Source organism: Achromobacter sp. FW305-C-28 (assembly GCF_058783235.1).
Genome location: NZ_JBYSYL010000001.1, coordinates 164,478 through 190,457, shown reverse-complemented (window position 1 = coordinate 190,457; position 25,980 = coordinate 164,478). Strand labels below are relative to the sequence as shown.

Sequence of the window (25,980 nt, the reverse complement as noted above, 5' to 3'; positions counted from 1 at the left end):
GGTTCGCCCAGTCAGGACATCGGCCGGGATTTCTAATCAGGGGGGTTCAGGCCGCAGCACCATCATGCTGCGTGCAATGCGAATCTGCCTATAGGTCGTCGACTACGGCACGGCACGGTTCAGCAGGGATCAAAATCGGACCCGTTTCAACGGCGTGATCGATTTCTTGTAGTCTCGCGTCAAACCCTCGAAAGCTGCCATGACGCTGCCTGGCCGCAGCCACTCTCGCCACAGGCGGTCACGCCAGCGACCACCGGGAATATAGACGGGATACGCAATGCGCGACATCGACCAACCGGGTCGCCAGGCCTTCGTACGGGTGGGTCGCCCCGTCAAGGTCAACGTCGGCACGCCGACGCTCGAGGCAAGGTGCCCGATGCCCGATTCGTTGCCGATGAACCAGCCACATTCATGGATGAACGCCGCCACGTCCGCCAGCGATGGCGATTGCTGGATCGCCAGGCCCGCATCGGTCAGGCAGGTCCATTCGGCCCGTTCGTGGGGCGCCAGGATGAACACCGGGTCGTAGCCCTGGCGCTTCAATCTCAACCCCAGCTCGACGAAATGCCGAGGAGCCCAGCATCGCTGCGCCCCGGTGGACGAGGGATGCACCGCCACCCGGGTTTCATAGTGGCGGTGCCGGCCAGCCAGCGGCGGCCGCAGGCCGATATCCGTACCAGACAGCGGCAAGCGCAACACATCGCGGCAAAAATCGCTGATCTGGTTGAGTTTCACGAAGCCCTTGCCGGTAATGACTACGTGGGCGTCGTAATAGAAATAAGACTTCGCGTGCGCATGCAAGGCGTAAGGCCAGCCCACATGCATCTGGGCGGCACAGTCGTAGTCCGCCAATACCGCCGCGGCGTCCTGCTCCAGCAAGGACGGGCGAATATCCAAACCTGGGAACCAGCTGCGCAAGCCGTAGGCAAAATCGCCGAATATGGTGACCTCGCGCCCGTGTGCGACCAGGTTATGGGCCATGGTCATCATCAACAGCGTGTCACCCAGCCTGGGCGCCATCAATAGCGCAATCCGCTTGGCGTCGCGCAGGCCGCGGACACATGCCGGAGCATCGTAAGGCGGCATATCGGAAGCAGGTTGTGCCATATCTAGGAAAAATAAGCGGGACTGGAAAATGGCCGCAAGGGGGCGACGAATTATACTGCTCTGAAACTAACAACCTGATTCAATTTGACGTATATATACGCATCAACATATATACATCAGTCTGATTTTCCATAATGGCCAAGGCGCCGCCTGACGCGAAAAAACCCGCAGGCCTGCGCAGGCTTGCGGGTTTTTCATCAACGATGGTCGGACCGGCCCCGATCACATATTTTCGATCATGACCTGCCCGAACCCCGAGCAGGACACCTGGGTGGCCCCTTCCAGCAGGCGGGCAAAGTCGTAAGTGACCTTCTTGGACAGGATGGATTTTTCCATGCTGGAAATGATCAGGTCGGCCGCTTCGGTCCAGCCCATGTGGCGCAGCATCATTTCGGCCGACAGAATCTCGGAACCCGGGTTGACGTAGTCCTTGCCGGCATACTTGGGCGCCGTGCCGTGGGTGGCTTCGAACATGGCCACCGAGTCCGACAGATTGGCCCCCGGCGCGATGCCGATGCCGCCCACCTGTGCGGCCAGCGCGTCGGAGATGTAGTCGCCGTTCAGGTTCAGCGTGGCGATGACGTCGTATTCGGCCGGGCGCAGCAGGATCTGCTGCAGGAACGCGTCGGCAATGACGTCCTTGACGATGATCTCGCGGCCCGTCTTGGGATTCTTGAACTTGCACCACGGGCCGCCATCGATCAATTGCGCGCCGAACTCCTTCTGCAGCAGTTCATAGCCCCAATCGCGGAAGCCCCCTTCGGTGAACTTCATGATGTTGCCCTTGTGCACCAGGGTCAGCGACGTGCGATCGTTGTCGATGACGTACTGGGCGGCCTTGCGCACCAGGCGCTCGGTGCCTTCGCGCGAGACCGGCTTGATGCCGATGGACGAGGTGTTGGGGAAACGGATTTTCTTGACGCCGAGCTTAGTCTGCAGGAACTGGATCAGCTCCTTGGCCTGCTCGCTTTCGGCCATGTATTCGATACCCGCGTAAATGTCTTCCGAGTTCTCGCGGAAGATGACCATGTTGGTCTTTTCGGGTTCGCGCACCGGCGAGGGCACACCCTTGAAATAGGCCACGGGGCGCAGGCAGACGTACAGGTCCAGTTGTTGGCGCAGCGCCACGTTCAGCGAACGGATGCCGCCGCCCACCGGCGTGGTCAGGGGGCCCTTGATCGAGACCACGTAGTCTTTGACGACTTCCAGGGTTTCATCGGGCAGCCAGACGTCCGGCCCGTAGACCTTGGTGGCCTTTTCGCCGGCATAGACTTCCATCCAGTGGATCTTGCGCTTGCCGCCGTAGGCCTTTTGCACTGCCGCATCGACAACCTTGATCATCACGGGGGTGATGTCCGCACCGGTGCCGTCGCCCTCGATATAGGGGACGATGGGCTGTTCAGGCACATTCAGCGAGAAATCAGCGTTGACCGTGATCTTCTGGCCCCCAGCGGGCACCTTGATATGTTGATAGGACATGAATGCTCCATTTGCTCCGGGTGGTTTTTCTGCACGCGCGCGCCGCATCGGCTGGCGTGCCGTCCGCGGGCCGCACGGCCTGGCGAAATGCGCACGGGATGGCGGATAGCAACCAATTCTATATCGCATTGGCGGCTTCGGGCGGCCGCCACGGCGGCGGGCGGTAAAATAAAGCCCTCTCTAGCCCGTATGGCGTCCCCCCAGATGTTCAACCCCTCCCGCGACCAAGTCCGCGAATTCTTCATCGAAACCTGGCGCAAGCATCGTGCCAACGAGGTCCTGACCCCGCTGGAAGCGATGGCCCTGGACTGGATCATCGAGCACCCCGAGTACCACGGCGACCTCGAAAGCCCCGAAGCCATGACGGCGGAATACGCCGTCGAAAAGGGGCGTACCAATCCGTTCCTGCACCTGTCGATGCACCTGGCCATCGCCGAGCAGTTGTCGATCGACCACCCGCCGGGCATCCGCGCCGCCTACCAGCGTCTGGTGGCCCGCAGCGATGCACACCAGGCCGCGCACGAAATCATGGAATGCCTGGGCCGTGTGGTCTGGGAAGCCCAACGCCTGGGCACGCCGCTGGACAGCGACACCTACATCGACCTGATCCGCCAACGCGCCGAGCGCTGATGCCCGGCCCCGCGTACGCGGGCTGCCCGCCCAAGAAAAAACCCTCGGCTGACCGAGGGTTTTTCGTTGGCGCGGCCCTGGCACGCGCTATTTGCGCACACCCAGGTCGCTGGGCAGGGACGCCAGCCAGGCCGACACGTTGGTGATGTCCTGGTCGGACAGTTGTCCGGCCAAGGCACCCATGGTGGGATTCTTGCGCACATTGGCCGTTGCCGCGCTGCCCGAGGCGCCGCGGCGATAGGCCTTGAGCGCATGGACCAGGTAATCGGCATGCTGCCCCGCCAGTATCGGGTAGGCCGGGTCAGTCACCGTCTTGCCGTCGGCGCCGTGGCAGGAAATGCAGGCGGCCTTCTCGAAAACAGCCTTGCCGGCCGCCAGGTCCTGAGCCTGGACGGTGGCGCCCGAAATGGTCAGCGTTGCGCCCGCGAGGGCAAGCATGATGCGGTTCATGTGGTTGCCCCCTTATTTCAGATTCGAGTAGTACGCGGCGAGATCGGCGATGTCCTGATCGGACAGGCTGCCGGCAATGGCGTCCATCGTGGGATGGCTGCGCGCGCCTTTCTTGTACTCGTTGAGGGCGGCCTCGATGTATTTGGCGTTCTGGCCGGCGATCTTCGGAACGTGGTACAGCTCGGGGAACGTCGCTTTGTAGCCTTCGATGCCGTGGCAACCGATGCACATCGAGACCTTGTCGCGGGCGTTCTGGACATTACCGACCGGCGCTGCGTCTGCAGCAATTGCCTGGCCGGCGATCGCACAGGATGCCACTGCGGCCAACACGGAAACCGTGCACTTCAGAGAGAATCGCAACTTCATTGGGATGGCTCTTCTTGGTATGGCTTATGGACTAGGGCCTGCTCACACGAAAAGGCCCCCGGCAAACACGTTGCGGGTCGAACCCAACTGCAAAACCGCCTGATTGTACGATAATTGCTCAGGATTAATACCTTAAGATGGTCTTGATCCCCGTCAACCCCGAGAAGCCCGCCGATCCATGTCCGCAGCCCAGACCGCCCCTTCCGCATCGCCCGTCCGCTTCGATGGCACCGACAGCTACGTCGCCACCGATGACCTGAAACTGGCCGTGAACGCCGCGCTCACGCTGCAGCGCCCGCTGCTGATCAAGGGCGAACCCGGCACCGGCAAGACCATGCTGGCCGAAGAAGTCGCGCGTGCGCTGGGCCGTCCACTGCTGCAGTGGCACATCAAGTCCACCACCAAGGCGCACCAGGGCCTGTACGAATACGATGCCGTGTCGCGTCTGCGCGACTCGCAGCTTGGCGACGAAAAAGTCCGAGATATTCGCAACTACATCGTGCAGGGCACGCTGTGGCAGGCCTTCGATGCCGAGGAACCGGTGGTGCTCTTGATCGACGAAATCGACAAGGCCGACATCGAATTCCCCAACGACCTGCTGCGCGAACTGGACCGCATGGAATTCCATGTGTACGAAACGCGCCAGACCATTTCCGCGCGCCACCGGCCGCTGGTGATCATCACGTCCAACAACGAAAAAGACCTGCCGGACGCCTTCCTGCGCCGCTGCTTTTTCCACTACATCCGCTTTCCCGATCGCGAAACCATGCGCGAGATCGTGGGCGTGCACTTCCCCGAGCTCAAGCAGGACGTGCTGCGCGCGGCGCTGGACACTTTCTTCAGCCTACGCGATGCGCCCGGCCTGAAGAAAAAGCCGTCCACCTCCGAATTGCTGGACTGGCTGCGCCTGCTGCTCGCCGAAGACGTCAGCGCGGCGCAGATCGATGCGCACACCGCCACCGCGGTACCGCTCATGGCCGGCGCCTTGCTCAAGAACGAACAAGACGTGCACCTGCTGGAACGCCTGGCCGCCATGACCCGCGGCGCACCGCGCCGCTGACCACGCCGTCTGCCCTGGCCGCGCCCATGCTGATCGATTTCTTCTACCACCTGCGGGCCCACAAGCTGCCCGTCTCGGTGCAGGAATACCTGACGCTCGTGGATGCGCTGCGCCAGGACCTGATGACGCCCACGCTGGACGATTTCTATTTCCTTGCCCGCGCCACGCTGGTCAAGGATGAATCACTCTACGACCGCTACGACAAGGCCTTCGGCGCCTACTACAAGGGCATCGAGGCCGCGCTGCCGGCCGGAAAAGACATCCCGCTGGATTGGCTCATCAAGCAGTTCGAGAAAAGCCTGTCGCCCGAAGAAAAGGCCGCCATCGAAAAGCACGGCTGGGACAAGCTCATGGAGCTCTTCAAAGCGCGCATGGAAGAGCAGAAAGAACGCCACGCAGGCGGCAGCAAATGGATCGGCACGGGCGGCACCTCGCCGTTCGGCAATGGCGGCTACCACCCCGAGGGCATCCGCGTGGGCGGCCAGTCGGCCGGCAACCGCAGCGCGGTCAAGGTCTGGGACATGCGCCAGTTCAAGGACTACGACGACCAGGTCGAACTGGGCACGCGCAATTTCAAGGTCGCGCTGCGGCGGCTGCGACGCTTCGCGCGGCAAGGCGCCGAACTCGAACTCGACCTGGACGACACCATCGCCAGCACCGCGCGCAATGCCGGCCACCTGGACCTGCGCATGGTGCCCGAGCGCCACAACACCGTGAAGGTGCTGATGCTGCTGGACGTCGGCGGCAGCATGGATGACCACATCGGCCGCGTCGAGGAACTGTTCTCGGCGGCGCGCAGCGAGTTCCGCAATCTCGAGGTCTACTACTTCCACAACTGCCCCTACGAAAGCCTGTGGCAGAGCAACCGGCGACGCCAGAACGAGCGCTTCGACACCTGGGACGTGCTGCGCAAGTACAACCCGGACTGGCGCCTCATCATCGTCGGCGACGCCACCATGAGCCCCTACGAGATCCTGCAGCCCGGTGGTTCGGTCGAACACTACAACAAAGAACCCGGCGCGCAATGGATGCGCCGCCTGCTCGATGCCTGGCCCAAGTCCGTCTGGCTCAACCCCGAGCCCACGGCGTCCTGGCAGTACCGCCAGTCCATCGCGCTGATGCGCGACATCATGCAGGACCGCATGTACCCCGTCACGGTAGCCGGCCTGGAACAGGCGATGCGGGTGCTCTCGAAATAGCTCGGCCGCAGCCGTTCAGCCGGCCTCGCTCAGCCATCGACGGGCTGTGTCGGCGTGTCCAGCGTCAGCTGGTAGAACGCCAGGTCCAGCCAGCGGCCGAACTTGAAGCCGGCCTCGCGGATGGTGCCCGAATGCGTGAAACCCAGTTTCTCGTGCAGCCGGATGCTGCCCTGGTTGGCGGCATCGATGCCGCCGATCATCAGGTGCACCTGGTTGGCGCGGGCCCGTTCGATCAGCACGCGCATCATCGCCTCGCCCAGGCCCTGCCCGCGAAAACGGCCATCGACGTAGACGGAATGCTCGACCGAATACTTGTAGGCCGGCCAGGCGCGGAAAGTGCCGTAGCTGGCAAAGGCCATCAGGTCACCCGCTGCGTTCTCGAACCCCACCACCGGAAAACCGCCGTTGGCCTTGGCCTGGAACCAGCCCAGCATCGCCTCGCGCGGCCGCGGCTTGTAGTCGTACAGCGCGGTCGACGTGGCGATGGCGTCGTTGAAGATGGCAAGGATCTGGTCCGCATGCCGCTCGTGCGTGCAATCGACCAGGGTGGCGCCTTCCGGGGCGCCGAAGTCTGCGTACGTAGTCATGGCGCAAATTGTAGCGAGCCGTACGCATGGCACCATAAAAAAAACCGGCGATATCGCCGGTTCAGTGAGGGTACTGCCGCTTCTGGCCACTCTCAGGCGGCGCGGCTCTCCACAGATCGGTTGGCGGCATCGGCCATGCCGCGTACGCCCGGACACTGGCGCCACGACAGTTCATCCGCGTCCATGTCCAGGTCGAACAGGTCGTTGGCGGCGGGCCAGGGATGCTGGCGCGCCGCGGCGCCCTCCATCTCGAGCACATGCCCCGCAAAGCCCCTGGGCGAACCGCCGCACTCGGCGAAATAGCGCTGGGTGCTCAGGTCCACCACGTAAGTGGTCATGTCATGGGTCAGTATGGCCACGAATTGGCCGTCATCACTGGCATAGGCGTACTGAAACTGTCCTTTGATGCGGTCGCCGCTCATGGGGCTGCCGGTCAATTGGGACAAGGCACGCGTGACGATCTCGGTCAGCATGGGTCGTTCCTCCGAAAGATGCGCCGGCAGGATGCCGGCGGCGAAGGCGCGAACGACAAGCACCGTCGTCGCCTGCGGAGCAAGAGGGCCAGGACCGGCGAACAACCGATCCCGCTGCCCGCCGAGGCGGCGGCTGGCGTTGGACGGGAAGCCTGTAGACGGCTGTCGCGCATCCCGTCGGCAACAGCAACTACGTTCTGGAAAGCTTACACCCGCGACCGCTCCCACCTCAAATTTGCCCCGCCACGCCAGGACATTGCAGCGCAACATTGCATATTGGCGCGGCTTTGCGCCGTCTATGCCGCGGCAACCGGCGTGCCGCCTGCATTCGCGTCACCATTTTTCTGTGCCTGCCAGGCGTCTCGTTCCAGTCGGTACAGGACGTGGGTCTTCAGGGGATGGCCGTCGGGCACGGCCGGATGCTCGAAGCGTTGCGGCATTTCCCGCATCCCCAGGCGGCGCATCACTGCGCGCGAGCGTTCGTTTTCCAGCACTGTGAACGAGACAATCTCGGGCAGGCCGACCTGCTCGAATCCCACGCGCAGCGCGGCTTGCGCGGCTTCACTGGCGTAGCCCCTGCGCCAATAGGGGCGCGCCAGGCGCCAGCCGATTTCCACGCCGGGCGCGAACGGCAGCGACGGGGGTAATGCCTTGATACCGACAAACCCGATGAAGGGCGCCACCCCGGGGGCCTCGACCGCCCAGAAGCCCCAACCATATTCATCGATGCCCGCGGCCAGCCGATCGGCCAGGGCATCGCTTTCCTGCGCCGTCATGGGCAGCAGGTAGCGGGTGACCTGTGCATCCGTATTCATGTCGGCGAATGGCTTGCGGTCGGCGGCCCGCCATTGGCGCAGCACCAGGCGGGGCGTTTCTATTTCCAGTGATAAGGACATGCGCGATTTCCAGGTCAGGGCCGTGGAACGGCCCGATGCCACGGCGGGCGACGCGGCCGGGCGCGCCCTGAACCATTCCCACCGTATACACTCCAACGGATTCTGCCATGCCAAAGGAATAGTCCGCCATGCGCCTGTCCATATCGAAGCTGCCGCGCCCATTGGGTGCGCTGCTGTTTTCATCCTTCCTGGCCTTCCAGGCCGGAGCCGCCAGCCTGCCGGCCGGCGTCACGGAGGCCGCCTCGATTGAAGGCATCACCGAATATCGCCTGAGCAACGGCTTGCGCGTATTGCTGGTTCCCGACGAATCCAAGCCCTCGACCACGGTCAACATGACCTACCTGGTCGGCTCACGCAACGAAAACTACGGCCAGACGGGCATGGCCCACCTGCTCGAACACATGCTGTTCAAGGGCACGTCCACCACCCGCAACGCCATGGGCGAGTTCTCGCGCCGCGGCCTGCAGGCCAACGGCTCGACCTCCAGCGACCGCACCAATTACTTCGCCAGCTTCGCTTCCAACCCCGACACCCTCAAGTGGTACCTGGGCTGGCAAGCAGACGCCATGGTCAATTCCCTGATCGCCAAGGAAGACCTGGATTCCGAAATGACCGTCGTGCGCAACGAGATGGAAAGTGGCGAAAACAGCCCGTTCCGCATTCTCATGCAAAAGATGCAGTCCGCCGCCTACCAGTGGCATAGCTATGGCAAGAACACCATCGGCGCGCGTTCCGACGTCGAGAACGTCGACATCGGCCAATTGCGCGCTTTCTACCACGAGTACTACCAGCCCGATAACGCGGTGCTGATCGTGGCCGGCAAGTTCGATCCGCAGGCCACGCTGGCCGACATCGAGGAAACGCTGGGCAAGCTGCCCAAGCCCGACCGCAAGCTGCCACCCGAGTACACCGTCGAGCCCACCCAGGACGGCGAGCGCGCCGTGACCCTGCGCCGCACGGGCGGCACGCCGCTGGTCGCCGCGATGTACCACATCCCCGCCGCCGGCAGCGCCGATTTCGTACCGCTGGACCTGGCCGCCACCATCCTGGCCGACACGCCGTCGGGCCGTCTGTACCACGCGCTGGTGCCCACCAAGCTCGCGTCCGGCGTGTTCGGCTTCACCATGGAAAACCTGGATCCTGGCCTGGCGATGTTCGCCGCGCAGTTGACCCCGGGCAAGAGCCTGGATGCCGCCATGAAGGCCCTGACGGGCACGCTGGAAACGCTGGGCAAGAAACCCTTCACCCAGCAGGAACTGGACCGCGCGCGCAGCAAGTGGCTGACCTCGTGGGAGCAGACCTACAGCGATCCCGAGCAAGTCGGCGTGGCGCTGTCCGAAGCCATCGCCGCCGGCGACTGGCGCCTGTTCTTCCTGCAGCGCGACCGCGCCCGCAAAGCTACGCTGGCCGAGGTGCAGCAGGCCGCCACGACCTACCTGGTGCAGAGCAACCGCATTGAAGGCCGCTACATCCCCACCGAGAAACCTGAACGTGCGCCGCAGACGCAACGCGTCGACTTGACCGCGGTCTTCAAGGACTACAAGGGCGACCCGGACTTCAAGGCCGCATCGGCCTTTGATCCCACGCCGCAAAACATCGATCGCCTGACCCAGCGCAAGAAACTGGACCTGCCCAACGGCCCCGTCCAGCTGGCGCTCCTGCCCAAGGCCACCCGCGGCAATCGCGTGCAGGCCCAGATGCTGATCCAGTTCGGCAACGAAAAAGACCTGCTCGGCGAACGCGTCAATTCCGGCGCCGTCGCCGATCTGCTGACCCGCGGCACCGCCAAGCTGTCGCGCCAGGAGATCCAGGACCGCCTGGACAAGCTGCAGGCCGAACTGGGCTTCAGCGGCGCGGGCACCACGCTCAAGATCGCCATGTCGACCAAGCGCGAAAACCTGCCCGAACTGACCCGCCTGGCGCTGGACATCGTGCGCAACGCCAACTTCCCGAAGGATCAGCTCGAGGAATACCAGCGCCAGCTCGAAACGTCGATCCAGAACGCCATGACCGAGCCCCAGGCGCTGGCCGGACGCGCCCTGGCTCGCCAGGACAATCCGTGGCCCATCAACGACCTGCGCTACGTGCCGACGTTTGAAGAATCGCTGGCCGGCGTGCGTGCGCTGAACCGCGATGCGCTCGTCAAGTTCCACGCCAAGTTCTATGGCGCGGGCAAGATCGAATATTCGGCCGTGGGCGATTTCGAACCCGAAGCCGTCGAAAAAGCCATCAAGGACGGCCTGGCCGGCTGGAAGCGCGCCCCCGCCTACACCCGCGTGGGCAACCCGTACCGCGACATCCCCGCCAAGCAATTCGACATCGATACGCCCGACAAGGCCAATGCGTTCTACGTGTCGCGCATGCCCCTGAAGCTGCAGGATACCGATGCCGACTACCCGGCGCTGTACCTGGCCAACTATCTGTTCGGCGCCTCTGAAACCTCGCGCCTGTGGAACCGGGTGCGCGAAACCGAAGGCCTGTCCTACAACGTGCGCAGCTCGCTGTCGGTCTCGTCCTTCGAACCCAGCGCCAGCTGGACCATGTACGCCATCTACGCCCCGCAGAACCGAGAACGCCTGGAAAAGGCCATCGGCGAAGAACTCTCCCGTGTCCTGAAGGACGGTTTCACGGACAAGGAAATCTCGGACGGCATCACTGCCTTGCTGAACTACCGCAACCTGGCCCGCGCCCAGGACGACGTGCTGGCCGGCACCTGGCTGGACTACCTGCAACGCGGCCGCACGTTCGAATGGTCCGCCGAGATGGACAAGAAGATCACCGCGCTCACGCCCGACGCGGTCAACGCCGCCCTGCGCAAGTACCTGCGCCCGGATGGCTTCAGCACCGCAGTGGCTGGCGACTTCAAGAAAAAGGCGCCCTGACGCCCTCTGCCTACCCCGGTAGCCTCCAAGCCCCTGCCTCGGCAGGGGCTTTTTCATGGGCCAATGGGTCGTCGCCTACCTCTTCTTAACGGGTTCTATGGCAGAGACCATGCCATTCACGGGGAGATATTTTCATAATTCGGTGATTACACGGTTATTTGGAAAGATGTTTTCAAGATATACGGGTTTATCCCAGGTGGGATGGCGCGCACAATTCAGTCATCGGGAACAAACAACGAACCACGACGGAGGGCCGCCGGATTCGGCCCCGTTTACGACGAATTGGAGGTCATTATGAAAACCCTGACAACTACCCTGCTGATTTCCCTAGCCCTGGTGGGCGCTGGCGCCCAAGCGGCCGGCGTCGAGCAAGCCAAGTCGAGCGCCCAGGTCGCCACCGAGCTGCAACAAGCCAAGATCAGCGGCCAGTACACCTTCGGTGAACTGGACTACCCGCCCGCCCTGCCCCAGGCCACCAGCCTGAGCTCGCAGGAAGTGCAAGCCCAGCTGCAACAAGCCAAGACCAGCGGCGAATACACCTTCGGTGAGCTGCAATACCCGCCCGTCAAGGCAACCCCGGCCGCCGCCAAGTCGCGTGCCGACGTCCAGCAGGAACTCGCCCAGGCCAAGGCCAGCGGCCAATACACGTTCGGCGAACTCGAATACCCGCCGATCACCCGGTGAGCTGCTTGCTGTAGCCCGGCCGGCCTCAGGCGGCATCATGGCCTGGGGTCGGTTTTTTCCGGCAACAGCGGCGGATCTTCAGCAGTAGAAGTAGCAGTACCTGTAGTCGCAGTATGAAGTCGTAGTTGCGGTACGTAGTCGCTGTAGCAGTAATTGATAGCCGTACGAAGTAGCAGTACGAAGTAGCAGTTGATGGAAGCAGTAGCAGTACCGGCAGTACGAACCGCGGCGCAAGCCGCGGTTTTTTTTCGTCTGCCCGGCAGCGCCATTTCACGGAGCATCCCGGCAATTCAATATAATAATTCTCATTAGCAAATAAATGAGCCTGCCTTGAGTTGCCTTCCCATCGCCTCGTCGGACCTCGCCAGCGACCTCTACCGCGACCACCACGGCTGGCTGCTGACATTCCTGCGGCGCAAACTGAATGGCGACCGCGACAATGCCGCGGACCTGGCCCACGACACCTTCGAGCGGGTGCTGCGGCAAGACATCCGCCCGATCCTGCTGGCGCCGCGCGCTCACCTGACCACCATCGCCAAAAGCCTGGCCATCGACCAGTTTCGTCGGTCGGCACTGGAACGCGCCTACCTGGACGCCCTGGCGCGGCAACCCGACGCACTGGCGCCCTCGCCCGAGCAACTGGCCCTGGTGCTGGAAGCGCTGGACACCCTCTCCGTCATGATCGACGGCCTGCCGCGACGCGCACGCGCGGCCTTCCTCATGGCGCAGCTGGATGGCATGCCCTATGAACAGATCGCCCGCCGGTTGAACGTGTCGGTCAATGTCGTGCAAAAAGACATGATCAAGACCTGGCAGCGCTGCTACCACGTGATGTACGCCTGATGATCAGGAACCTCAGGCCATGACCGCGCCTCCCCTGCTTTCCCCCTTGCGGATCGACAGCTGCACAGCAGTGCCGGCAGACATGGTCGCCCAGGCCGCTGAATGGCTGGTGCGCCTGCACGCGGGTAGCGATGAACACACCCGCCGGGCCTGCGAACAGTGGCGCCAGTCGGATCCCCGCCACGAGCTGGCCTGGCAGCGTCTGCAGGCCATGAGCCAGGGCCTGGGACGTGTCGGCAGCCATGCGCCGGCTGGCGCCGCATCCACCACGGTATTGGCCGCGTCCGTCGAACAGGCCCGCCGCCGCGCTCTCAAATGGATGCTCACGGGCGCAGGCGCGAGCGGTGTGGCCTGGCTCTGCCGCGACCCCCAAGCGCTCTGGACCCGGGGCGATCGCTATCAGACCGCCGTGGGTGAGCAACGTCGTTTTACGTTGCCGGACGGCACCGCCCTGGTGCTGAACACCCGCACTGACCTCTACGTGCAATTCCACGCCCGGGAACGCCGCATCCTGTTGCGTGACGGCGAGATCCAGGTCACGACTGGGCACGAGCCGGAGGACCGCCCCTTCAAGGTCGTCACATCCAATGGCGACCTGGTCCCCCTCGGCACCCGCTTCATCGTCCGCGAACGCATGGACGAAGGCCGCCATAGCCTGGTGGCCGTGCAGGAAGGCGCCGTCGCCATCCATGCGGGCGGTCCCGAGCAAGTGATCCAGGCTGGCGAACAGGCGCTGTTCGGCCCCGCGGGCGCGCAAGCCGCAACCCCGCTGGATCGTGTCACCGCCGCCTGGACGGACGGCATGCTGGTGGCCAACCGCATGCGGCTGGATCGGTTCCTGGTTGAACTGGGACGCTACCGGCCTGGCATGCTCGGGTGCGACGCCGCGCTGGCCGGCAGGCTGGTCACCGGCGCCTTCCGTGTGGACGACACCGATCAGGCGCTAGCGCTGCTGGCCCGCGTGTTGGGAGTGCAAGTCCGCTACCGGACGCGATATTGGGTCACCATCGTCCCGGCCTGATCCTTGCTCCATGCATCGCCGTTCAAGAAATTTGTAACTCTCCGGCAGGTTTTCCGATCTCGTTCGAAAGACAGGCAGACGAACGCGAGGCGCCCGCGTTCCATCGCCCCCAATACGAGACAGGAACATCGACCATCATGGCCAGATCGCAATACCCGCGCACGTTCAGGCGCGGCCCCTTCCCTGAACCGCGCGGCGCCCGCCCCCAGCCATTGCTCGGGACGGCGTTGACCATGGCCCTGCGCACGCTTCCGCTCGTGGCCGGCGCCACCGCATTGACGGCGCCCGAAGCCGTCCAGGCCCAACACGCCGCCACCGATATCTCGTTCGCCATTGACGCCGGCCCGCTGGACCCAGCCCTGGGCGACTTCGGCAGAGCCGCGCAGATCAATATCGCTGCCGCCCCCGAGCTGACCGAGGGCCGTTCGACGGCCGGCCTGCAAGGCCGCTACCCCATCGAACAGGGGCTGCACCGGCTCCTGGCCGGCAGCGGCCTGATGGCCGTGCCGACGCAAGCCGGCGGATTCCTGTTGCGCCGCACGCCCGCGGCCCAAGCCGACGCCGCCCTGTTGGAGCCCGTGACGGTATTGGGCAGCCACGAGGCCACCACAGAAGGCACGGGTTCCTATACCAGCAGCGCAGCCACCATCGGCAAGGGCGCGCAGTCGCTCAAGGACATTCCGCAATCCATCAGCATCGTGACGCGCCAGCGGCTGGACGAGCAATCGCTGACGTCCATCTACGATGCCTTGGCCAACACCACCGGCATCACCCTGCAGCAAAGCCCTCAGGCCGGCAAATATGTGTACTCACGGGGCTTTCGCAATACCTCATACCAATACGACGGCATCCCGCTGGACCGAAGCATGTACGGCCGCGCCAGCAACTTCAGCGGCGGCACCGCGATCTACGACCGCATTGAAGTCCTGCGCGGCGCCGCGGGCCTGCTGCAAGGCGGCGGCGAGCCCGGCGGCGCAGTCAACCTGGTGCGCAAGCGCGCGCAGGCCGAGCCGGGGTTCAGCGTCACCACCAAAGCGGGGCAGTGGGATCACTACGGCCTGCAAGTCGACGGCGGCGGCCCACTGAACGAGTCCGGCACCTTGCGCGGGCGCGCCGTGGCCGATTATGAAACGCGGCGCTCGTACGTCAACGACGTCGACAGCCGCGACCAGACGTTCTACGGCACGCTGGAATACGATCTGACGCCCGACACCCTGGCCAGCCTGGGCTTTAGTTCCGAAGCGACCCGCGGGCGCCCCAACATGCGGGGCTTTCCCGCCTATGCCGACGGCAAGCCGCTGGACGTCTCCCGCGCCTACTTCATGGGCGCCGACTGGAATCATCGCAAGTCCACCACCGAGACGTTCTACTTCGATCTGTCTCACCGGTTCAACGATCACTGGCAGGGCAAGCTGACCGCCATCCGGCTGCGTGAGCGTCACGACATGAAGTATGCGGGGGCCATGCGGGAAGTCGATCCCGAGACCCACGTCGGCGCCGTCTCCGCCGACATCACCGAAGCCGACATCGGCATCACCGGCCTGGATGCCAACCTGCTGGGCAAGGTGCAGGCGTTCGGACGGACGCACGAATGGGTGCTGGGCGCCAACTACGCCCGCAACGATGTGGACACGACGTACGGCGGCATCAACGATTACTGGGTCGGCGATGTCTACGCCTACCGCCCCGGCCAGTTGCGCGACCCCAGCCGCCAGGAGTTGTACTCGTCCTCGCGCGAGCACCGCAACGGCAAGGGCCTGCAATACGGAATCTACAGCGCCGCACGCCTGCAGCTGGCCGACCCGCTCAAGCTGGTGCTCGGCGGCCGCGTCAGCTGGTACGACACGGTCTGGGACACCCGTACCACCGGCCAGGAATACAACGAAGTATCGACCTACGGCACGCGTGAAAATGGCAAGTTCACCCCCTATGCCGGCCTGATCTATGACCTGACGCCGCAATGGGCGGCCTATGTCAGCTACACGGACATCTTCAAGCCGCAAAGCGAAAAAACTCAAAGCGGCCAGCCCCTGAAACCGCTGCTGGGCACGAACTACGAGATCGGCCTGAAGGGCGAATTGCTCGACGGCAGGATCAACACATCGTTTGCCTTGTTCCGCATCGACCAGAAAAATCGTGCCCAGACCGACTACAGCAGCAGTCCCACTTGCGATTCCGGCTGGTATTGCTCGATCGCGTCCGGCAAAGTCCGCAGCCAGGGCCTGGATGCCGAGATCAGCGGCGAGATCCTGCGCGACTGGAACCTGTTTGCGGGCTATACCTTCAACACCACCCGCTACCTGCAGGACGAATCCAACGAGGGCAAGCCGCTCAGCTCGGTGACGCCCAAGCACATGCTGCGCATCTGGACCACTTACAAGCTGCCCGGTGCCTGGAACCGGCTGACGCTTGGCGGCGGCGTCAATGCCGAAAGCAACAGCTACGATGCCGGCTCGATCCGCGTGAACAGCCCCGGCCGCGCCGTCTGGAGCGCCTATGCGCGCTACCAGCTGGACAAGCATTGGGCCGCGTCGCTCAACGTCTACAACCTGTTCGATAAGACGTACTACACCAGCATCGGCAGCAACAACGGCAACTTCTATGGAGAACCCCGCAACGTCATGCTGACGCTGCGCGGGACTTTCTAGGCGAAGCCCCAGCGCCCCGCACGCGAATGGATGCCGCAATAAAAACAGCCCAAGCCCGGCGTCATCCGGTCTTGGGCTGTGGCACACCGCCAGGCGGCGCGATCAGGTCACGCCATTCAGCTAAAGAATTCCTTCACGCGGTCGGTCCAGGACTTGCTTTGCGGCGAGTGGCGATCGCCCCCGTCGTTCAGCGAAGCCTCGAACTGGCGCAGGATGTTCTTCTGGTCGTCGCTCAAGCGCACCGGCGTCTCGACCACCACGTGGCAGTACAGGTCGCCCGGATAGCTGCCGCGCACGCCGCGAATGCCCTTGCCGCGCAGGCGGAAGGTCTTGCCGGACTGCGTGCCTTCGGGAATCGAGATCTCGGCCTTGCCGCCCAGCGTCGGCACCTGTAATTCGCCGCCCAGGGCCGCCGTGGTGAACGGAATGGTCAGCTCGCAGTGCAGATCGTCGCCATCGCGCTGGAAAATCTTGTGCTGCTTGATGTGGATTTCCACATACAGGTCGCCCGGCGGGCCGCCGTTGATGCCCGGTTCGCCATTGCCGCTGGAGCGGATGCGCATGCCGTCATCGATGCCGGCAGGAATCTTGACCTGCAGCGTCTTGTTGCGGCGGATGCGGCCCACGCCGTCGCAGGCGGGACACGGATCGGTGATTTCCTTGCCGTTGCCGTGGCAGGTCGGGCAGGTCTGCTGCACGCTGAAAAAGCCCTGCTGCATGCGCACCGCGCCAGAACCGCCGCAGGTGCGGCAGGTCTTGGGCGACGTGCCGGCCTTGGCGCCGGAGCCGTGGCAGGTATCGCAGTTTTCCCAGCTGGGCACGCGGATCTCGGTGTCGAAACCGGCCGCGGCCTGTTCCAGCGTGATTTCCAGCGCGTATTTCAGGTCGGCGCCGCGGTACACCTGCGGGCCGCCGCCACGACGGCCACCGCCGCCACCACCGAAGATCTCGCCGAAGATGTCGCCGAAGGCATCGGCGAAACCGCCGCCCATGCCCCCGCCCATGCCGGCGGCGTTGGGGTCCACGCCGGCATGGCCGTAGCGGTCGTAAGCGGCGCGCTTCTGTTCATCACCCAGGACCTCGTAGGCTTCCTTGGCTTCCTTGAACTTCTCTTCGGCTTCTTTGCTGTCCGGATTGCGGTCCGGATGGTATTTCATGGCCAGCTTTCGATAGGCCTTCTTGAGTTCGTCGTCCGAGGCGTTTTTCGCCACGCCCAGGACTTCGTAATAGTCGCGTTTTGCCATGATCCGTGGGCTCAAAAAAGAGCCTTCTTTTCAGTGCTACAGAATGAGTTCGCCCGGTAGGCGGATTTCTCCGGCTACCGGGCGGCAGAGGCTGGTCAGCGCCCGGCCATTATTGGTCGCGCTTGACTTCCTTGAAGTCGGCATCGACGACGTTGTCGTCCACCGGCTTCGCGTTGTCGGCCGCTTGCTGCTGGCCGGCGGCTTGTTGCGCCTGCATGTCGGCGTACATCTTTTCGCCCAGCTTCTGCGAGGCGGTCGACAGGGCTTCCACCTTGGCGTCGATCGCGGCCTTGTCGCCGTCCTTCAGCGTGTCTTCCAGGGCCTTGATGGCGGCTTCGATGCTTTCCTTTTCGGACGCCTCGAGCTTGTCGCCGTATTCGGTCAGCGACTTGCGGGTGGCGTGCACCAGCGCATCGGCCTGGTTGCGGGACTGGGCCAGCTCGGCCACACGGTGATCTTCCTCGGCGTTGGCCTCGGCATCCTTGACCATACGCTGGATCTCGTCTTCCGACAGACCCGAGTTGGCCTTGATGGTGATCTTGTTTTCCTTGCCGGTGCCCTTGTCCTTGGCCGACACGTGCAGGATGCCGTTGGCGTCGATGTCGAACGTGACTTCGATCTGCGGCATGCCACGCGGCGACGGCGGGATCCCTTCGAGGTTGAACTCGCCCAGGGCCTTGTTGCCCGCAGCAATTTCGCGCTCGCCCTGGAACACCTTGATCGTCACGGCCGGCTGGTTGTCGTCAGCGGTCGAGAAGGTCTGCGAGAACCGGGTCGGGATGGTCGTGTTCTTCTGGATCATCTTGGTCATCACGCCGCCCAGGGTTTCAATACCCAGGGACAGGGGGGTGACGTCCAGCAGCAGCACGTCCTTGCGGTCGCCCGACAGCACGGAACCCTGGATGGCGGCGCCAGCGGCGACGGCTTCGTCGGGGTTCACGTCCTTGCGCGGATCCTGGCCGAAGAATTCCTTCACCTTTTCCTGGACCTTGGGCATGCGGGTCATGCCGCCGACCAGGATCACGTCGTCGATGTCGGAAACCTTCACGCCGGCGTCCTTGATGGCCACGCGGCAGGGTTCGATCGTGCGTTCGATCAGTTCTTCGACCAGCGCTTCCAGCTTGGCGCGCGTGATCTTCAGGTTCAGGTGCTTCGGACCCGAGGCATCGGCCGTGATGTACGGCAGGTTGATTTCGGTCTGCTGGGCCGAGGACAGCTCGATCTTGGCCTTTTCGGCGGCTTCCTTCAGGCGCTGCAGGGCCAGCACGTCCTTGGACAGGTCAACGCCTTGTTCCTTCTTGAACTCGGCAATGATGTAGTCGATGATGCGCTGGTCGAAGTCTTCGCCGCCCAGGAAGGTGTCGCCGTTGGTCGACAGCACTTCGAACTGCTTTTCGCCATCCACGTCGGCGATTTCGATGATGGACACGTCGAACGTGCCGCCGCCCAGGTCATACACGGCGATCTTGCGGTCGCCCTTTTCGGTCTTGTCCAGGCCGAACGCCAACGCGGCCGCGGTGGGCTCGTTGATGATGCGCTTGACTTCCAGGCCGGCGATGCGGCCGGCGTCCTTGGTGGCCTGGCGCTGGCTGTCGTTGAAGTAGGCCGGCACCGTGATGACAGCTTCGGTCACTTCTTCGCCCAGGTAGTCCTCGGCGGTCTTTTTCATCTTGCGCAGCACGTCGGCCGACACTTGGGGAGGCGCCATCTTCTTGCCGCGCACTTCCACCCAGGCGTCGCCGTTGTCGGCGCGGGCGATGGTGTAGGGCATCAGGTTGATGTCCTTCTGCACCGCTTTTTCTTCGAACTTGCGGCCGATCAGGCGCTTCACCGCGTACAGGGTGTTGCGCGGGTTGGTGACTGCCTGGCGCTTGGCGGGCGCGCCCACCAGCGTTTCGCCGTCGTCCATGTAGGCGACGATCGAGGGGGTGGTGCGGGCGCCTTCGGCGTTTTCGATGATCTTGACCTGGCCGCCGTCCATGACAGCCACGCAGCTGTTGGTCGTGCCCAGGTCGATGCCAATAATTTTGCTCATGGTCGGGTTACCTTGAATAAATCTATGAAAATAGAGAGAAAATTCCTGTCCCCACATAACTGGGGCTACCTGCAGGGTTTTTCAAGACGCCTGGCCCGATTTTTCAGCCGGCGCTTCCTGCAGGCGGTGGATCGCCGCCGTGAACTGGGGCAATCCGGGCCAGCCGGTAATGCGTCCTAGCCGTTTTCCGGCCCGATACAGCACAAAAGTGGGGACGCCATGCAGCGAAAAGCGGCGGCCCAGGGGTTCGTCGGCGTAGACGTCGGCCTCGAACCAGCTCAAACCCAGGCCCAGCAAGGTGTCCTGGTGCAGCAGGGCGGCCTGTTTGAAGAGATTGCAGTTATAGCAATCCTGGCCCCACAGGAATACGCAGCGCAGGTCCGATCCCGGCGCCTGGACCACGGCCGCGTCGAATCCCGCGGTATCGACATGACGCATGCCGAATACCGCGAAAACCTGAGCCGGATCGAAACGGGGATCGTTCATGGCGCGCTTGCCGCTCAGCCTTGGCCAGCGGACACCACCACCAAGGCCGGACGCAGCGTGCGGTCGGCGATGGCATAGCCCTTTTGCAGCACTTGCACCACCGTGTTGGCGGGCTGCGGGGCGGGAATCGACGAAATGGCCTGATGCAGGTGCGGATCGAACTTGTCGCCCTGGGCCGGCGCGATTTCCTTGAGCAGGTTGCGCTCGAAGGCCGCGGCCAGTTGCTTGAGGGTGACTTCGACGCCTTCGCGCAGCGTTTCCACGGTCTGGTCGGCCTGGGCCAGGGCGGCCTCGAGGCTGTCCTTGACCGGCACCAGACTTTCGGCGAACGACTCGATGCCGAACTTGCGGGCCTTGGACACTTCTTCCTGGGCGCGGCGGCGGACGTTCTCGGCCTCGGCGTGCACGCGCAGCAGTTGGTCATGCTGCTCATTGACGGTAGCCTGGGCCGCGTCCAGCTGGGCGCGCAACTCGTTCAGCTCGGCCTGCGTGGCGTCCTGGGCGGCGGGGGCCGCATCGGCGTTTTCGCCGAATCCGGGCGTCTGATCTACAGGCTCGTTGGGTGCCGACATGGGGAATCCTCCAAAAAGAATGGCTTTCGCAGACATGAATGGGGGCCAATACCCCTATTTCAAGCCCGGGAAAGCAAATATTCCCCCGCCCGCCGATCAGGTCATTTCTTGTGCGGCTGCGCCGGTGCAACTGCGTCGCTGGCGGGAAAGCTTTCCTTCAGGGCGCGGTCGACCCGGGGATCGTCGTCGGGTTCGGGGTTGATGGCGATCGGGTCGCTGGCCGGAAAAGTCTCGGCCAGCGCTTCGTCCAGCTCGTGTTCGACCTGATCTTCATCGACTGGGGTGCTGACGCGCCCCTTTTTCACAATCTTGCCCGTCTTGGGATCATGGTGCATGCGCCCTCTCCTTCAAGTCCGTGGATGCGTGGGCCACCCCTGCAAGTGCCGTTCCACCAGGCTGGCCAACCCTGCGATCCAGGCCGGATCGTCGTTGATCGCCGGAATGTAACGGAACTGCTTGCCGCCGGCCCCGATAAAGGCGTCGCGGCATTCCAGGCTGATCTCTTCCAGGGTTTCCAGACAGTCTGCCACAAATCCCGGACACACCACATCCACCTCGGTCACGCCCGACGCGGCCAGCGCCTTGAGCGTGGGTTCGGTATAGGGTTCGAGCCAGCGGGCGGTGCCGAAGCGGCTCTGGAAGGTCACTTCAATCTGCTCGCGCGGCAGCGACAGGCGCTGCGACAGCAGCCGGGCGGTTTCCATGCAGTCGCGGTAATAGGGGTCGCCCAGCTCGATGGAATAGCGCGGCAGGCCATGAAAGCTCATGACCAGCTTCTGCGGCCGGCCATGTTCGGCCCAATAGGCCTCGATGCGGGCGGCCAGGGAATCCAGGTAGGCAGGTTCTTCGTGGAAGCGCTTGATGAATCGCAGTTCCGGCTGGTCGCGCAGGCGCCCGGCATGGCGCGTAACGGCATCGACCACGGTGGCCGTGGTGCTGGCGGCGTATTGAGGGTAGAGCGGCACGGTCAGGATGCGTTCGCAGCCTTTTGCCCGCAGGCGCGATATCGCGTCGGGAATCGACGGATTGCCATAGCGCATGCCCAGTTCCACCACCGCGTCGACGCCAGCCGCCGTCAGGGCCGCCTGCACGCCTTCGGCCTGGCGACGGCTGTAGACCATCAGGGGCGAACCTTCCTTGAGCCAGACGCCGGCGTAGCGCGGCTCGAGCTTCTTGGGCCGCATGGTCAGCACCAGCCCGTGCAGGATCGGCTTCCAGAGGTAGCGCGGGATCTCGATCACACGCGGGTCCGACAGGAACTCGCCCAGGTACTTGCGGATGTCTTTCTTGCTGGGGGTGTCCGGCGTGCCCAGGTTCACCAGCAGCACGCCGACCTTGCCCGGGCCCCGCGGCGGCGGGTCCTCGTTGAAAGGATCGTCCTGCTCGGTTTCGGGCAGGTAGCGTTCAGGCCAGAGATACTTGAACAGGCGAAGAAACACAAAAACTCCCCTTCCTCCGCAAGGAGGATGTCGGTTCGAATGGAACTACTGGTTGTGGCTGAGGGCGTTGGACAAGAGACGCGCCGTGATGTCCACGATGGGAATGACGCGTTCGTAGGCCATGCGGGTGGGGCCGATCACGCCGAGCGTGCCGACCACCTTGCCGTCCACGCCGTAGGGCGCGGTGATGACCGAGACTTCTTCCATCGGCACCAGTTGGGAATCGCCGCCGATGTAGATCTGCACACCCTGCGCCCGGCTGGACACGTCCAGCAGTTGCAGCAGGTCGGTTTTCTTTTCGAACAGCGAGAACATCTTGCGCAGGCGGTCCATGTCGGACGCGATGTCGGTCACGTCCAGGAGCTTGCGTTCGCCGGAAATGACCACGGCGTCGCCGTCTTCGGCGGCCTCGGCGCTGGCCTCGACCGCAGCCTGCATCAGGCGCGAGATGTCTTCGCGCAGTTGCGCCAGTTCGGTGGACAGGGTGCGGCGCACCGCGTCGAACGACTTGCCGGCGAAATGGATGTTGAAGAAATTGCCGGCTTCCAGCAATTCGGCTTCGACGTAGTCGCGCTGCACGAACAGGATGCGGTTCTGGACGTCGCCATCGGGGGTGACGATGATCAGCAAGACGCGCTTGTCGGACAGGCGGATGAATTCGATCTGGCGAAACACCTGGGCCCGCTTGGGCGTGAGCACAACGCCAGCGAACTGCGTCAGGTTCGACAGCAACGCCGCCGCGGCATTGACTGCGCGGGTGGGTTCGGCCGCCGACAGCATCTCGCCCATGTTGTGGGGCTGAATCTGATAGGACTGCACCGCCAGCAGGGAATCGACGAACATGCGGTATCCGCGCGGCGTGGGGACGCGCCCCGCCGACGTATGCGGACTGTGGATCAGTCCCAGCTCTTCCAGATCCGCCATGACATTGCGGATGGTGGCGGGCGACAGATCGAAAACTTTCGAAAGCGTCCGCGAACCGACTGGTTGCCCATCGGCGATGTAGCGTTCGATCAACGCCTTCAGTAATGCGCGTGCGCGGTCATCCATAGCGTGTATTTTAGGGAATCTTTTCCAATTAAGGCGATTTTTGTCCCGCCAACCGATATGCGGCCCCATATAATCGGCTAAGCGGCCGCTTATCGGGCCGATTTCGCCTTCGCTGTTTGGCTTTTCAGATTCGCCTTGCCACCATGCACTTTCCTACCGTCGCGCTGATCGGCAGATACCAGGACACCGGCCTGGACGCCCCGCTAAGAGCGCTTGCGCACGCGCTGACGCAAGCGGGCAGGCAGGTGCTGGTCGATGCCGACACCGCCCGCAACACCGGCCTGACCGAATACCCGGTCGCCACGCTCGAACAGATCGGCCAGAGCGCATCGCTCGCGGTCGTGATGGGCGGCGACGGCACCGTGCTGGGCGCCGCGCGCCACCTGGCGCCCTACGGCGTGCCGCTGGTGGGCATCAACCATGGCCGCCTGGGCTTCATCACCGACATCCCGCTGCAAGATGCACACGGCGCGCTGGCGCGCGTGCTGGAAGGCAGCTACCAGATCGAAGCCCGCATGCTGCTCGAAGGCAGCGTCTGGCGGGGCAACCAGAAAATGTATTCCGCCACGGCCCTGAACGACGTGGTGCTGAACCGCGCCGGGCGCGGCGGCATGATCGAAGTTCGCGTCGAACTCGACGGCGCCTTCATGTACACGCAGCGCGCCGACGGCCTGATCATCGCCACGCCCACCGGCTCGACCGCCTACGCGCTGTCGGCCAACGGCCCCATTCTGCACCCCGGCATGAACGCCATGGTGCTGGTGCCGGTGGCGCCCCAGACCTTGTCCAACCGCCCCATCGTCATCCCCGACAGCGGCGTGCTGAACATGACGCTGACGGCCATGGGCCGCGTCGAAGTCGGTGCCAGCGTGCATTTCGACATGCAGACCTGGTCCGACCTGCAACCCGGCGACCGCATCGTCGTGCAGCGCGCGCCCTATACCATCCGCTTCGTGCATCCGGAAGGCTACAGCTTCTTTTCCACCCTGCGCCGCAAGCTGCACTGGAACCTGATGCCGCAAGCCACCGACAACGTAGAGTAAATAGCGCCCAGACATGCTGCGCACCCTGCACATCCGCGACTTTGTCATCGTCGAACAGACCGAGATCCATTTCGGTCCTGGCTTTACCGTCTTTTCCGGGGAAACCGGGGCAGGCAAATCCATTCTTATCGATGCCCTGGCGCTGGCGCTAGGCGAACGCGGCGACGTCAGCGTGCTGCGTGAAGGCGCCACGCGCGCCGACATCACCGCCGTATTCGACACCCCGCGCGTGCTGCACGCGTGGCTGGCCGAACGCGAGATCGACGCCGACGAAGAACTGGCGCTGCGCCGCGTGATCGACGCGCAAGGCCGCAGCCGTGCCTACATCAACGGCACCCCGGCCACCGTGGCGCAGTTGCGCGAACTGGGCGACAGCCTGGTCGACATCCATGGCCAGCACGCGCACCAGAGCCTCATGCGCCCCGACGCCCAACGCGACCTGCTCGATGCGCACGGCGGCCATGGCGACCTGCGCCAGGCCGTGGGCCAGGCCTGGAAGCAATGGCGCGCCCTGGCGCGCCAACTTGAAGCTGCCGAAAAAGACGCCGCCAGCCTCGCCACCGAACGCGAACGGCTGCAATGGCAGGTCGACGAGCTCGACCGCCTGGGCCTGGCGCCCGACGAATGGGATGCGCTCCAATCCGAACACACCCGTCTGGCGCATTCGCAATCGCTGCTCGATGGCGCCACACAGATCCTCGAAGCCCTGGACGGTGAAGGCGATTCCGCGCATCACCGCCTGACGTCGGCCAACCATCGCATCCAGCAGATGCTGCGCCATGACACCGGCCTGCAAGGCATCTACGACGAACTGGAATCGGCCCGCATCGCCATCAGCGAAGCCGTATCCGACCTGAACAACTACGTCAGCCGCGTCGACCTCGATCCTCAGCGCCTGGCCGACGTCGAAGCGCGGCTGGGCGCCGTCTTCGAAACCGCCCGCAAGTTCCGCACCGAGCCCGACGCCCTGTGCGAACTGCGCGACAGCCTGCACGCCGAACTGGCCGCGCTGCAGGCCGCCACAGACATCGACGCCCTGCGCGCACAAGCCCAGACGGCGCAGGCGCAGTACGACGCCGCCGCCGCCAAGCTGTCCACGGCCCGCCGCAAGGTCGCCAAGGACCTGGGCAAGCAAGTCACGCAGGCCATGCAGACGCTGGCCATGCAGGGCGGCAAGTTCGAGCCGTCGCTGTCGGCCGCTGCCCCCTCGGCCCACGGCAACGAACAGGTCGAATTCCTGGTGGCCGGCCATGCCGGCACCACGCCGCGCCCCTTGGCCAAGGTGGCCTCGGGCGGCGAACTGTCGCGCATCTCGCTGGCGCTGTCCGTCATTGCCAGCCGCGCGGCCCGCGTGCCCACCCTGATCTTCGACGAAGTCGACAGCGGGGTGGGCGGCGCGGTGGCCGAGGCCGTCGGCAAGCTGCTGCGCGAGCTGGGTGAACGCCATCAAGTGTTGTGCGTGACGCACCTGCCCCAGGTGGCCGCCTGCGGCAACAGCCAGTTCCTGGTCAGCAAGACCGAATCGCGCGGCACCACCCGGTCCCGCATCGAAGAACTGGACGACGGCGCCCGGGTCGAGGAAATCGCCCGCATGCTGGGCGGCATCAAGCTCACCGCCACCACCCGCGAACACGCCCGCGAAATGCTGGCCGGTTTCGGGCGTACGCCAGCCTGACCCTCACGCCCGGCTCGCTGGCCGGGCAGCCATCCGCTTTTCATCCCGCCCGCAGGAATAAAAAAAGCCCCTTCCTGGAGAAGGGGCTTTTGCCTTCACTGCACCACGGCG

The 25,980-nt window shown here is 64.1% G+C and carries 24 protein-coding genes; 10 read left to right on the top strand and 14 right to left on the bottom strand.

The genetic code is table 11. The features are described 5' to 3' along the window. Positions 1–129: 129 nt before the first annotated feature. Both AC3WMR_RS00905 and icd read right to left on the bottom strand, forming a co-directional pair. Positions 130–1,107, bottom strand: a complete 978-nt coding sequence (locus AC3WMR_RS00905) for a glycosyltransferase family 9 protein (RefSeq protein ID WP_492262296.1) — start codon at positions 1,105–1,107, stop codon at positions 130–132. Between the two features lie 222 nt (positions 1,108–1,329). Further along, positions 1,330–2,586 (bottom strand): NADP-dependent isocitrate dehydrogenase, encoded by a 1,257-nt coding sequence (gene icd / locus AC3WMR_RS00900; RefSeq protein WP_175190855.1) that lies wholly within the window; start codon positions 2,584–2,586, stop codon positions 1,330–1,332. A gap of 204 nt (positions 2,587–2,790) precedes the next feature. On the opposite strand from icd, the gene AC3WMR_RS00895 reads away from it, so the two are divergent. Then, entirely contained in the window at positions 2,791–3,216 is a 426-nt protein-coding gene (locus AC3WMR_RS00895) for a DUF1841 family protein (protein ID WP_025136878.1), read from the top strand. Between the two features lie 87 nt (positions 3,217–3,303). Here the strand turns inward: AC3WMR_RS00895 and AC3WMR_RS00890 are convergent, their stop codons facing one another. Together AC3WMR_RS00890 and AC3WMR_RS00885 are read right to left on the bottom strand one after the other, a co-directional pair. Next, on the bottom strand, positions 3,304–3,666 hold the full coding sequence (locus AC3WMR_RS00890) for a c-type cytochrome (RefSeq protein WP_492262295.1): 363 nt from the start codon (positions 3,664–3,666) through the stop codon (positions 3,304–3,306). Between the two features lie 12 nt (positions 3,667–3,678). Beyond that, positions 3,679–4,032: a c-type cytochrome gene (locus tag AC3WMR_RS00885; protein WP_025136876.1), complete on the bottom strand. Its 354-nt coding sequence runs from the start codon at positions 4,030–4,032 to the stop codon at positions 3,679–3,681. Between the two features lie 178 nt (positions 4,033–4,210). On the opposite strand from AC3WMR_RS00885, the gene AC3WMR_RS00880 reads away from it, so the two are divergent. Beyond that, positions 4,211–5,092 (top strand): AAA family ATPase, encoded by an 882-nt coding sequence (locus AC3WMR_RS00880; RefSeq protein WP_175190853.1) that lies wholly within the window; start codon positions 4,211–4,213, stop codon positions 5,090–5,092. Between the two features lie 26 nt (positions 5,093–5,118). After that, positions 5,119–6,291, top strand: coding sequence for a vWA domain-containing protein (locus AC3WMR_RS00875; protein ID WP_492262294.1), 1,173 nt, complete (start codon positions 5,119–5,121; stop codon positions 6,289–6,291). A gap of 29 nt (positions 6,292–6,320) precedes the next feature. On the opposite strand, the gene AC3WMR_RS00870 is transcribed toward AC3WMR_RS00875, so the two are convergent. From AC3WMR_RS00870 to AC3WMR_RS00860, 3 genes are all read right to left on the bottom strand, one after another. Beyond that, positions 6,321–6,878, bottom strand: a complete 558-nt coding sequence (locus tag AC3WMR_RS00870; RefSeq protein WP_492262293.1) for a GNAT family N-acetyltransferase — start codon at positions 6,876–6,878, stop codon at positions 6,321–6,323. Positions 6,879–6,970: 92 nt separating this feature from the next. After that, the gene (locus AC3WMR_RS00865) at positions 6,971–7,351 is read right to left on the bottom strand and encodes a hypothetical protein (protein WP_025136872.1); all 381 of its coding nucleotides are present in this window, start codon (positions 7,349–7,351) and stop codon (positions 6,971–6,973) included. 296 nt (positions 7,352–7,647) lie between these two features. Continuing rightward, on the bottom strand, positions 7,648–8,247 hold the full coding sequence (locus AC3WMR_RS00860; protein ID WP_492262292.1) for a GNAT family N-acetyltransferase: 600 nt from the start codon (positions 8,245–8,247) through the stop codon (positions 7,648–7,650). 128 nt (positions 8,248–8,375) lie between these two features. Between AC3WMR_RS00860 and AC3WMR_RS00855 the strand changes: the two genes are divergently transcribed. The 5 genes from AC3WMR_RS00855 to AC3WMR_RS00835 all read left to right on the top strand — a co-directional run bounded on the left by AC3WMR_RS00855 (position 8,376) and on the right by AC3WMR_RS00835 (position 16,325). Then, a complete protein-coding gene (locus tag AC3WMR_RS00855) occupies positions 8,376–11,129 on the top strand; it encodes a M16 family metallopeptidase (RefSeq protein ID WP_492262291.1) in 2,754 nt (917 codons plus the stop codon). Between the two features lie 294 nt (positions 11,130–11,423). Continuing rightward, positions 11,424–11,813 (top strand): DUF4148 domain-containing protein, encoded by a 390-nt coding sequence (locus AC3WMR_RS00850; RefSeq protein WP_492262290.1) that lies wholly within the window; start codon positions 11,424–11,426, stop codon positions 11,811–11,813. Positions 11,814–12,143: 330 nt separating this feature from the next. Then, positions 12,144–12,656: a sigma-70 family RNA polymerase sigma factor gene (locus tag AC3WMR_RS00845; protein ID WP_492262289.1), complete on the top strand. Its 513-nt coding sequence runs from the start codon at positions 12,144–12,146 to the stop codon at positions 12,654–12,656. Between the two features lie 19 nt (positions 12,657–12,675). Continuing rightward, a complete protein-coding gene (locus AC3WMR_RS00840) occupies positions 12,676–13,677 on the top strand; it encodes a FecR domain-containing protein (RefSeq protein ID WP_492262288.1) in 1,002 nt (333 codons plus the stop codon). Between the two features lie 233 nt (positions 13,678–13,910). Then, positions 13,911–16,325, top strand: coding sequence for a TonB-dependent siderophore receptor (locus tag AC3WMR_RS00835; RefSeq protein WP_492262287.1), 2,415 nt, complete (start codon positions 13,911–13,913; stop codon positions 16,323–16,325). A 116-nt stretch (positions 16,326–16,441) separates the two neighbouring features. On the opposite strand, the gene dnaJ is transcribed toward AC3WMR_RS00835, so the two are convergent. The 7 genes from dnaJ to hrcA all read right to left on the bottom strand — a co-directional run bounded on the left by dnaJ (position 16,442) and on the right by hrcA (position 23,151). Beyond that, positions 16,442–17,569, bottom strand: a complete 1,128-nt coding sequence (gene dnaJ / locus AC3WMR_RS00830) for a molecular chaperone DnaJ (protein ID WP_025136868.1) — start codon at positions 17,567–17,569, stop codon at positions 16,442–16,444. 109 nt (positions 17,570–17,678) lie between these two features. Beyond that, on the bottom strand, positions 17,679–19,604 hold the full coding sequence (gene dnaK / locus AC3WMR_RS00825; protein ID WP_025136867.1) for a molecular chaperone DnaK: 1,926 nt from the start codon (positions 19,602–19,604) through the stop codon (positions 17,679–17,681). A gap of 81 nt (positions 19,605–19,685) precedes the next feature. Next, positions 19,686–20,090 (bottom strand): thioredoxin family protein, encoded by a 405-nt coding sequence (locus AC3WMR_RS00820; RefSeq protein ID WP_025136866.1) that lies wholly within the window; start codon positions 20,088–20,090, stop codon positions 19,686–19,688. Positions 20,091–20,104: 14 nt separating this feature from the next. Beyond that, a complete protein-coding gene (grpE, locus tag AC3WMR_RS00815; RefSeq protein WP_492262286.1) occupies positions 20,105–20,662 on the bottom strand; it encodes a nucleotide exchange factor GrpE in 558 nt (185 codons plus the stop codon). 101 nt (positions 20,663–20,763) lie between these two features. Further along, positions 20,764–20,997 carry a hypothetical protein gene (locus AC3WMR_RS00810; RefSeq protein ID WP_492262285.1) on the bottom strand — a complete coding sequence of 78 codons (234 nt, stop codon included), beginning with the start codon at positions 20,995–20,997 and terminating at the stop codon, positions 20,764–20,766. Between the two features lie 12 nt (positions 20,998–21,009). Next, a complete protein-coding gene (gene hemH / locus AC3WMR_RS00805; protein ID WP_492262284.1) occupies positions 21,010–22,101 on the bottom strand; it encodes a ferrochelatase in 1,092 nt (363 codons plus the stop codon). Positions 22,102–22,146: 45 nt separating this feature from the next. Continuing rightward, positions 22,147–23,151, bottom strand: coding sequence for a heat-inducible transcriptional repressor HrcA (gene hrcA / locus AC3WMR_RS00800; protein ID WP_492262283.1), 1,005 nt, complete (start codon positions 23,149–23,151; stop codon positions 22,147–22,149). Positions 23,152–23,294: 143 nt separating this feature from the next. On the opposite strand from hrcA, the gene AC3WMR_RS00795 reads away from it, so the two are divergent. Both AC3WMR_RS00795 and recN read left to right on the top strand, forming a co-directional pair. Next, on the top strand, positions 23,295–24,194 hold the full coding sequence (locus tag AC3WMR_RS00795; RefSeq protein WP_025136861.1) for an NAD kinase: 900 nt from the start codon (positions 23,295–23,297) through the stop codon (positions 24,192–24,194). A 13-nt stretch (positions 24,195–24,207) separates the two neighbouring features. Then, positions 24,208–25,869, top strand: coding sequence for a DNA repair protein RecN (gene recN, locus AC3WMR_RS00790; protein WP_492262282.1), 1,662 nt, complete (start codon positions 24,208–24,210; stop codon positions 25,867–25,869). The last annotated feature ends 111 nt before the right edge of the window (positions 25,870–25,980 follow it).

What these genes read in the sequence shown, in the direction of transcription:
- AC3WMR_RS00905 (WP_492262296.1), bottom strand. Translation starts at nt 1,107, where the DNA reads ATGGCACAACCTGCTTCCGATATGCCGCCTTACGATGCTCCGGCATGT.
- icd (WP_175190855.1), bottom strand. Translation starts at nt 2,586, where the DNA reads ATGTCCTATCAACATATCAAGGTGCCCGCTGGGGGCCAGAAGATCACG.
- AC3WMR_RS00895 (WP_025136878.1), top strand. Translation starts at nt 2,791, where the DNA reads ATGTTCAACCCCTCCCGCGACCAAGTCCGCGAATTCTTCATCGAAACC.
- AC3WMR_RS00890 (WP_492262295.1), bottom strand. Translation starts at nt 3,666, where the DNA reads ATGAACCGCATCATGCTTGCCCTCGCGGGCGCAACGCTGACCATTTCG.
- AC3WMR_RS00885 (WP_025136876.1), bottom strand. Translation starts at nt 4,032, where the DNA reads ATGAAGTTGCGATTCTCTCTGAAGTGCACGGTTTCCGTGTTGGCCGCA.
- AC3WMR_RS00880 (WP_175190853.1), top strand. Translation starts at nt 4,211, where the DNA reads ATGTCCGCAGCCCAGACCGCCCCTTCCGCATCGCCCGTCCGCTTCGAT.
- AC3WMR_RS00875 (WP_492262294.1), top strand. Translation starts at nt 5,119, where the DNA reads ATGCTGATCGATTTCTTCTACCACCTGCGGGCCCACAAGCTGCCCGTC.
- AC3WMR_RS00870 (WP_492262293.1), bottom strand. Translation starts at nt 6,878, where the DNA reads ATGACTACGTACGCAGACTTCGGCGCCCCGGAAGGCGCCACCCTGGTC.
- AC3WMR_RS00865 (WP_025136872.1), bottom strand. Translation starts at nt 7,351, where the DNA reads ATGCTGACCGAGATCGTCACGCGTGCCTTGTCCCAATTGACCGGCAGC.
- AC3WMR_RS00860 (WP_492262292.1), bottom strand. Translation starts at nt 8,247, where the DNA reads ATGTCCTTATCACTGGAAATAGAAACGCCCCGCCTGGTGCTGCGCCAA.
- AC3WMR_RS00855 (WP_492262291.1), top strand. Translation starts at nt 8,376, where the DNA reads ATGCGCCTGTCCATATCGAAGCTGCCGCGCCCATTGGGTGCGCTGCTG.
- AC3WMR_RS00850 (WP_492262290.1), top strand. Translation starts at nt 11,424, where the DNA reads ATGAAAACCCTGACAACTACCCTGCTGATTTCCCTAGCCCTGGTGGGC.
- AC3WMR_RS00840 (WP_492262288.1), top strand. Translation starts at nt 12,676, where the DNA reads ATGACCGCGCCTCCCCTGCTTTCCCCCTTGCGGATCGACAGCTGCACA.
- AC3WMR_RS00835 (WP_492262287.1), top strand. Translation starts at nt 13,911, where the DNA reads ATGGCCCTGCGCACGCTTCCGCTCGTGGCCGGCGCCACCGCATTGACG.
- dnaJ (WP_025136868.1), bottom strand. Translation starts at nt 17,569, where the DNA reads ATGGCAAAACGCGACTATTACGAAGTCCTGGGCGTGGCGAAAAACGCC.
- dnaK (WP_025136867.1), bottom strand. Translation starts at nt 19,604, where the DNA reads ATGAGCAAAATTATTGGCATCGACCTGGGCACGACCAACAGCTGCGTG.
- AC3WMR_RS00820 (WP_025136866.1), bottom strand. Translation starts at nt 20,090, where the DNA reads ATGAACGATCCCCGTTTCGATCCGGCTCAGGTTTTCGCGGTATTCGGC.
- grpE (WP_492262286.1), bottom strand. Translation starts at nt 20,662, where the DNA reads ATGTCGGCACCCAACGAGCCTGTAGATCAGACGCCCGGATTCGGCGAA.
- AC3WMR_RS00810 (WP_492262285.1), bottom strand. Translation starts at nt 20,997, where the DNA reads ATGCACCATGATCCCAAGACGGGCAAGATTGTGAAAAAGGGGCGCGTC.
- hrcA (WP_492262283.1), bottom strand. Translation starts at nt 23,151, where the DNA reads ATGGATGACCGCGCACGCGCATTACTGAAGGCGTTGATCGAACGCTAC.
- AC3WMR_RS00795 (WP_025136861.1), top strand. Translation starts at nt 23,295, where the DNA reads ATGCACTTTCCTACCGTCGCGCTGATCGGCAGATACCAGGACACCGGC.
- recN (WP_492262282.1), top strand. Translation starts at nt 24,208, where the DNA reads ATGCTGCGCACCCTGCACATCCGCGACTTTGTCATCGTCGAACAGACC.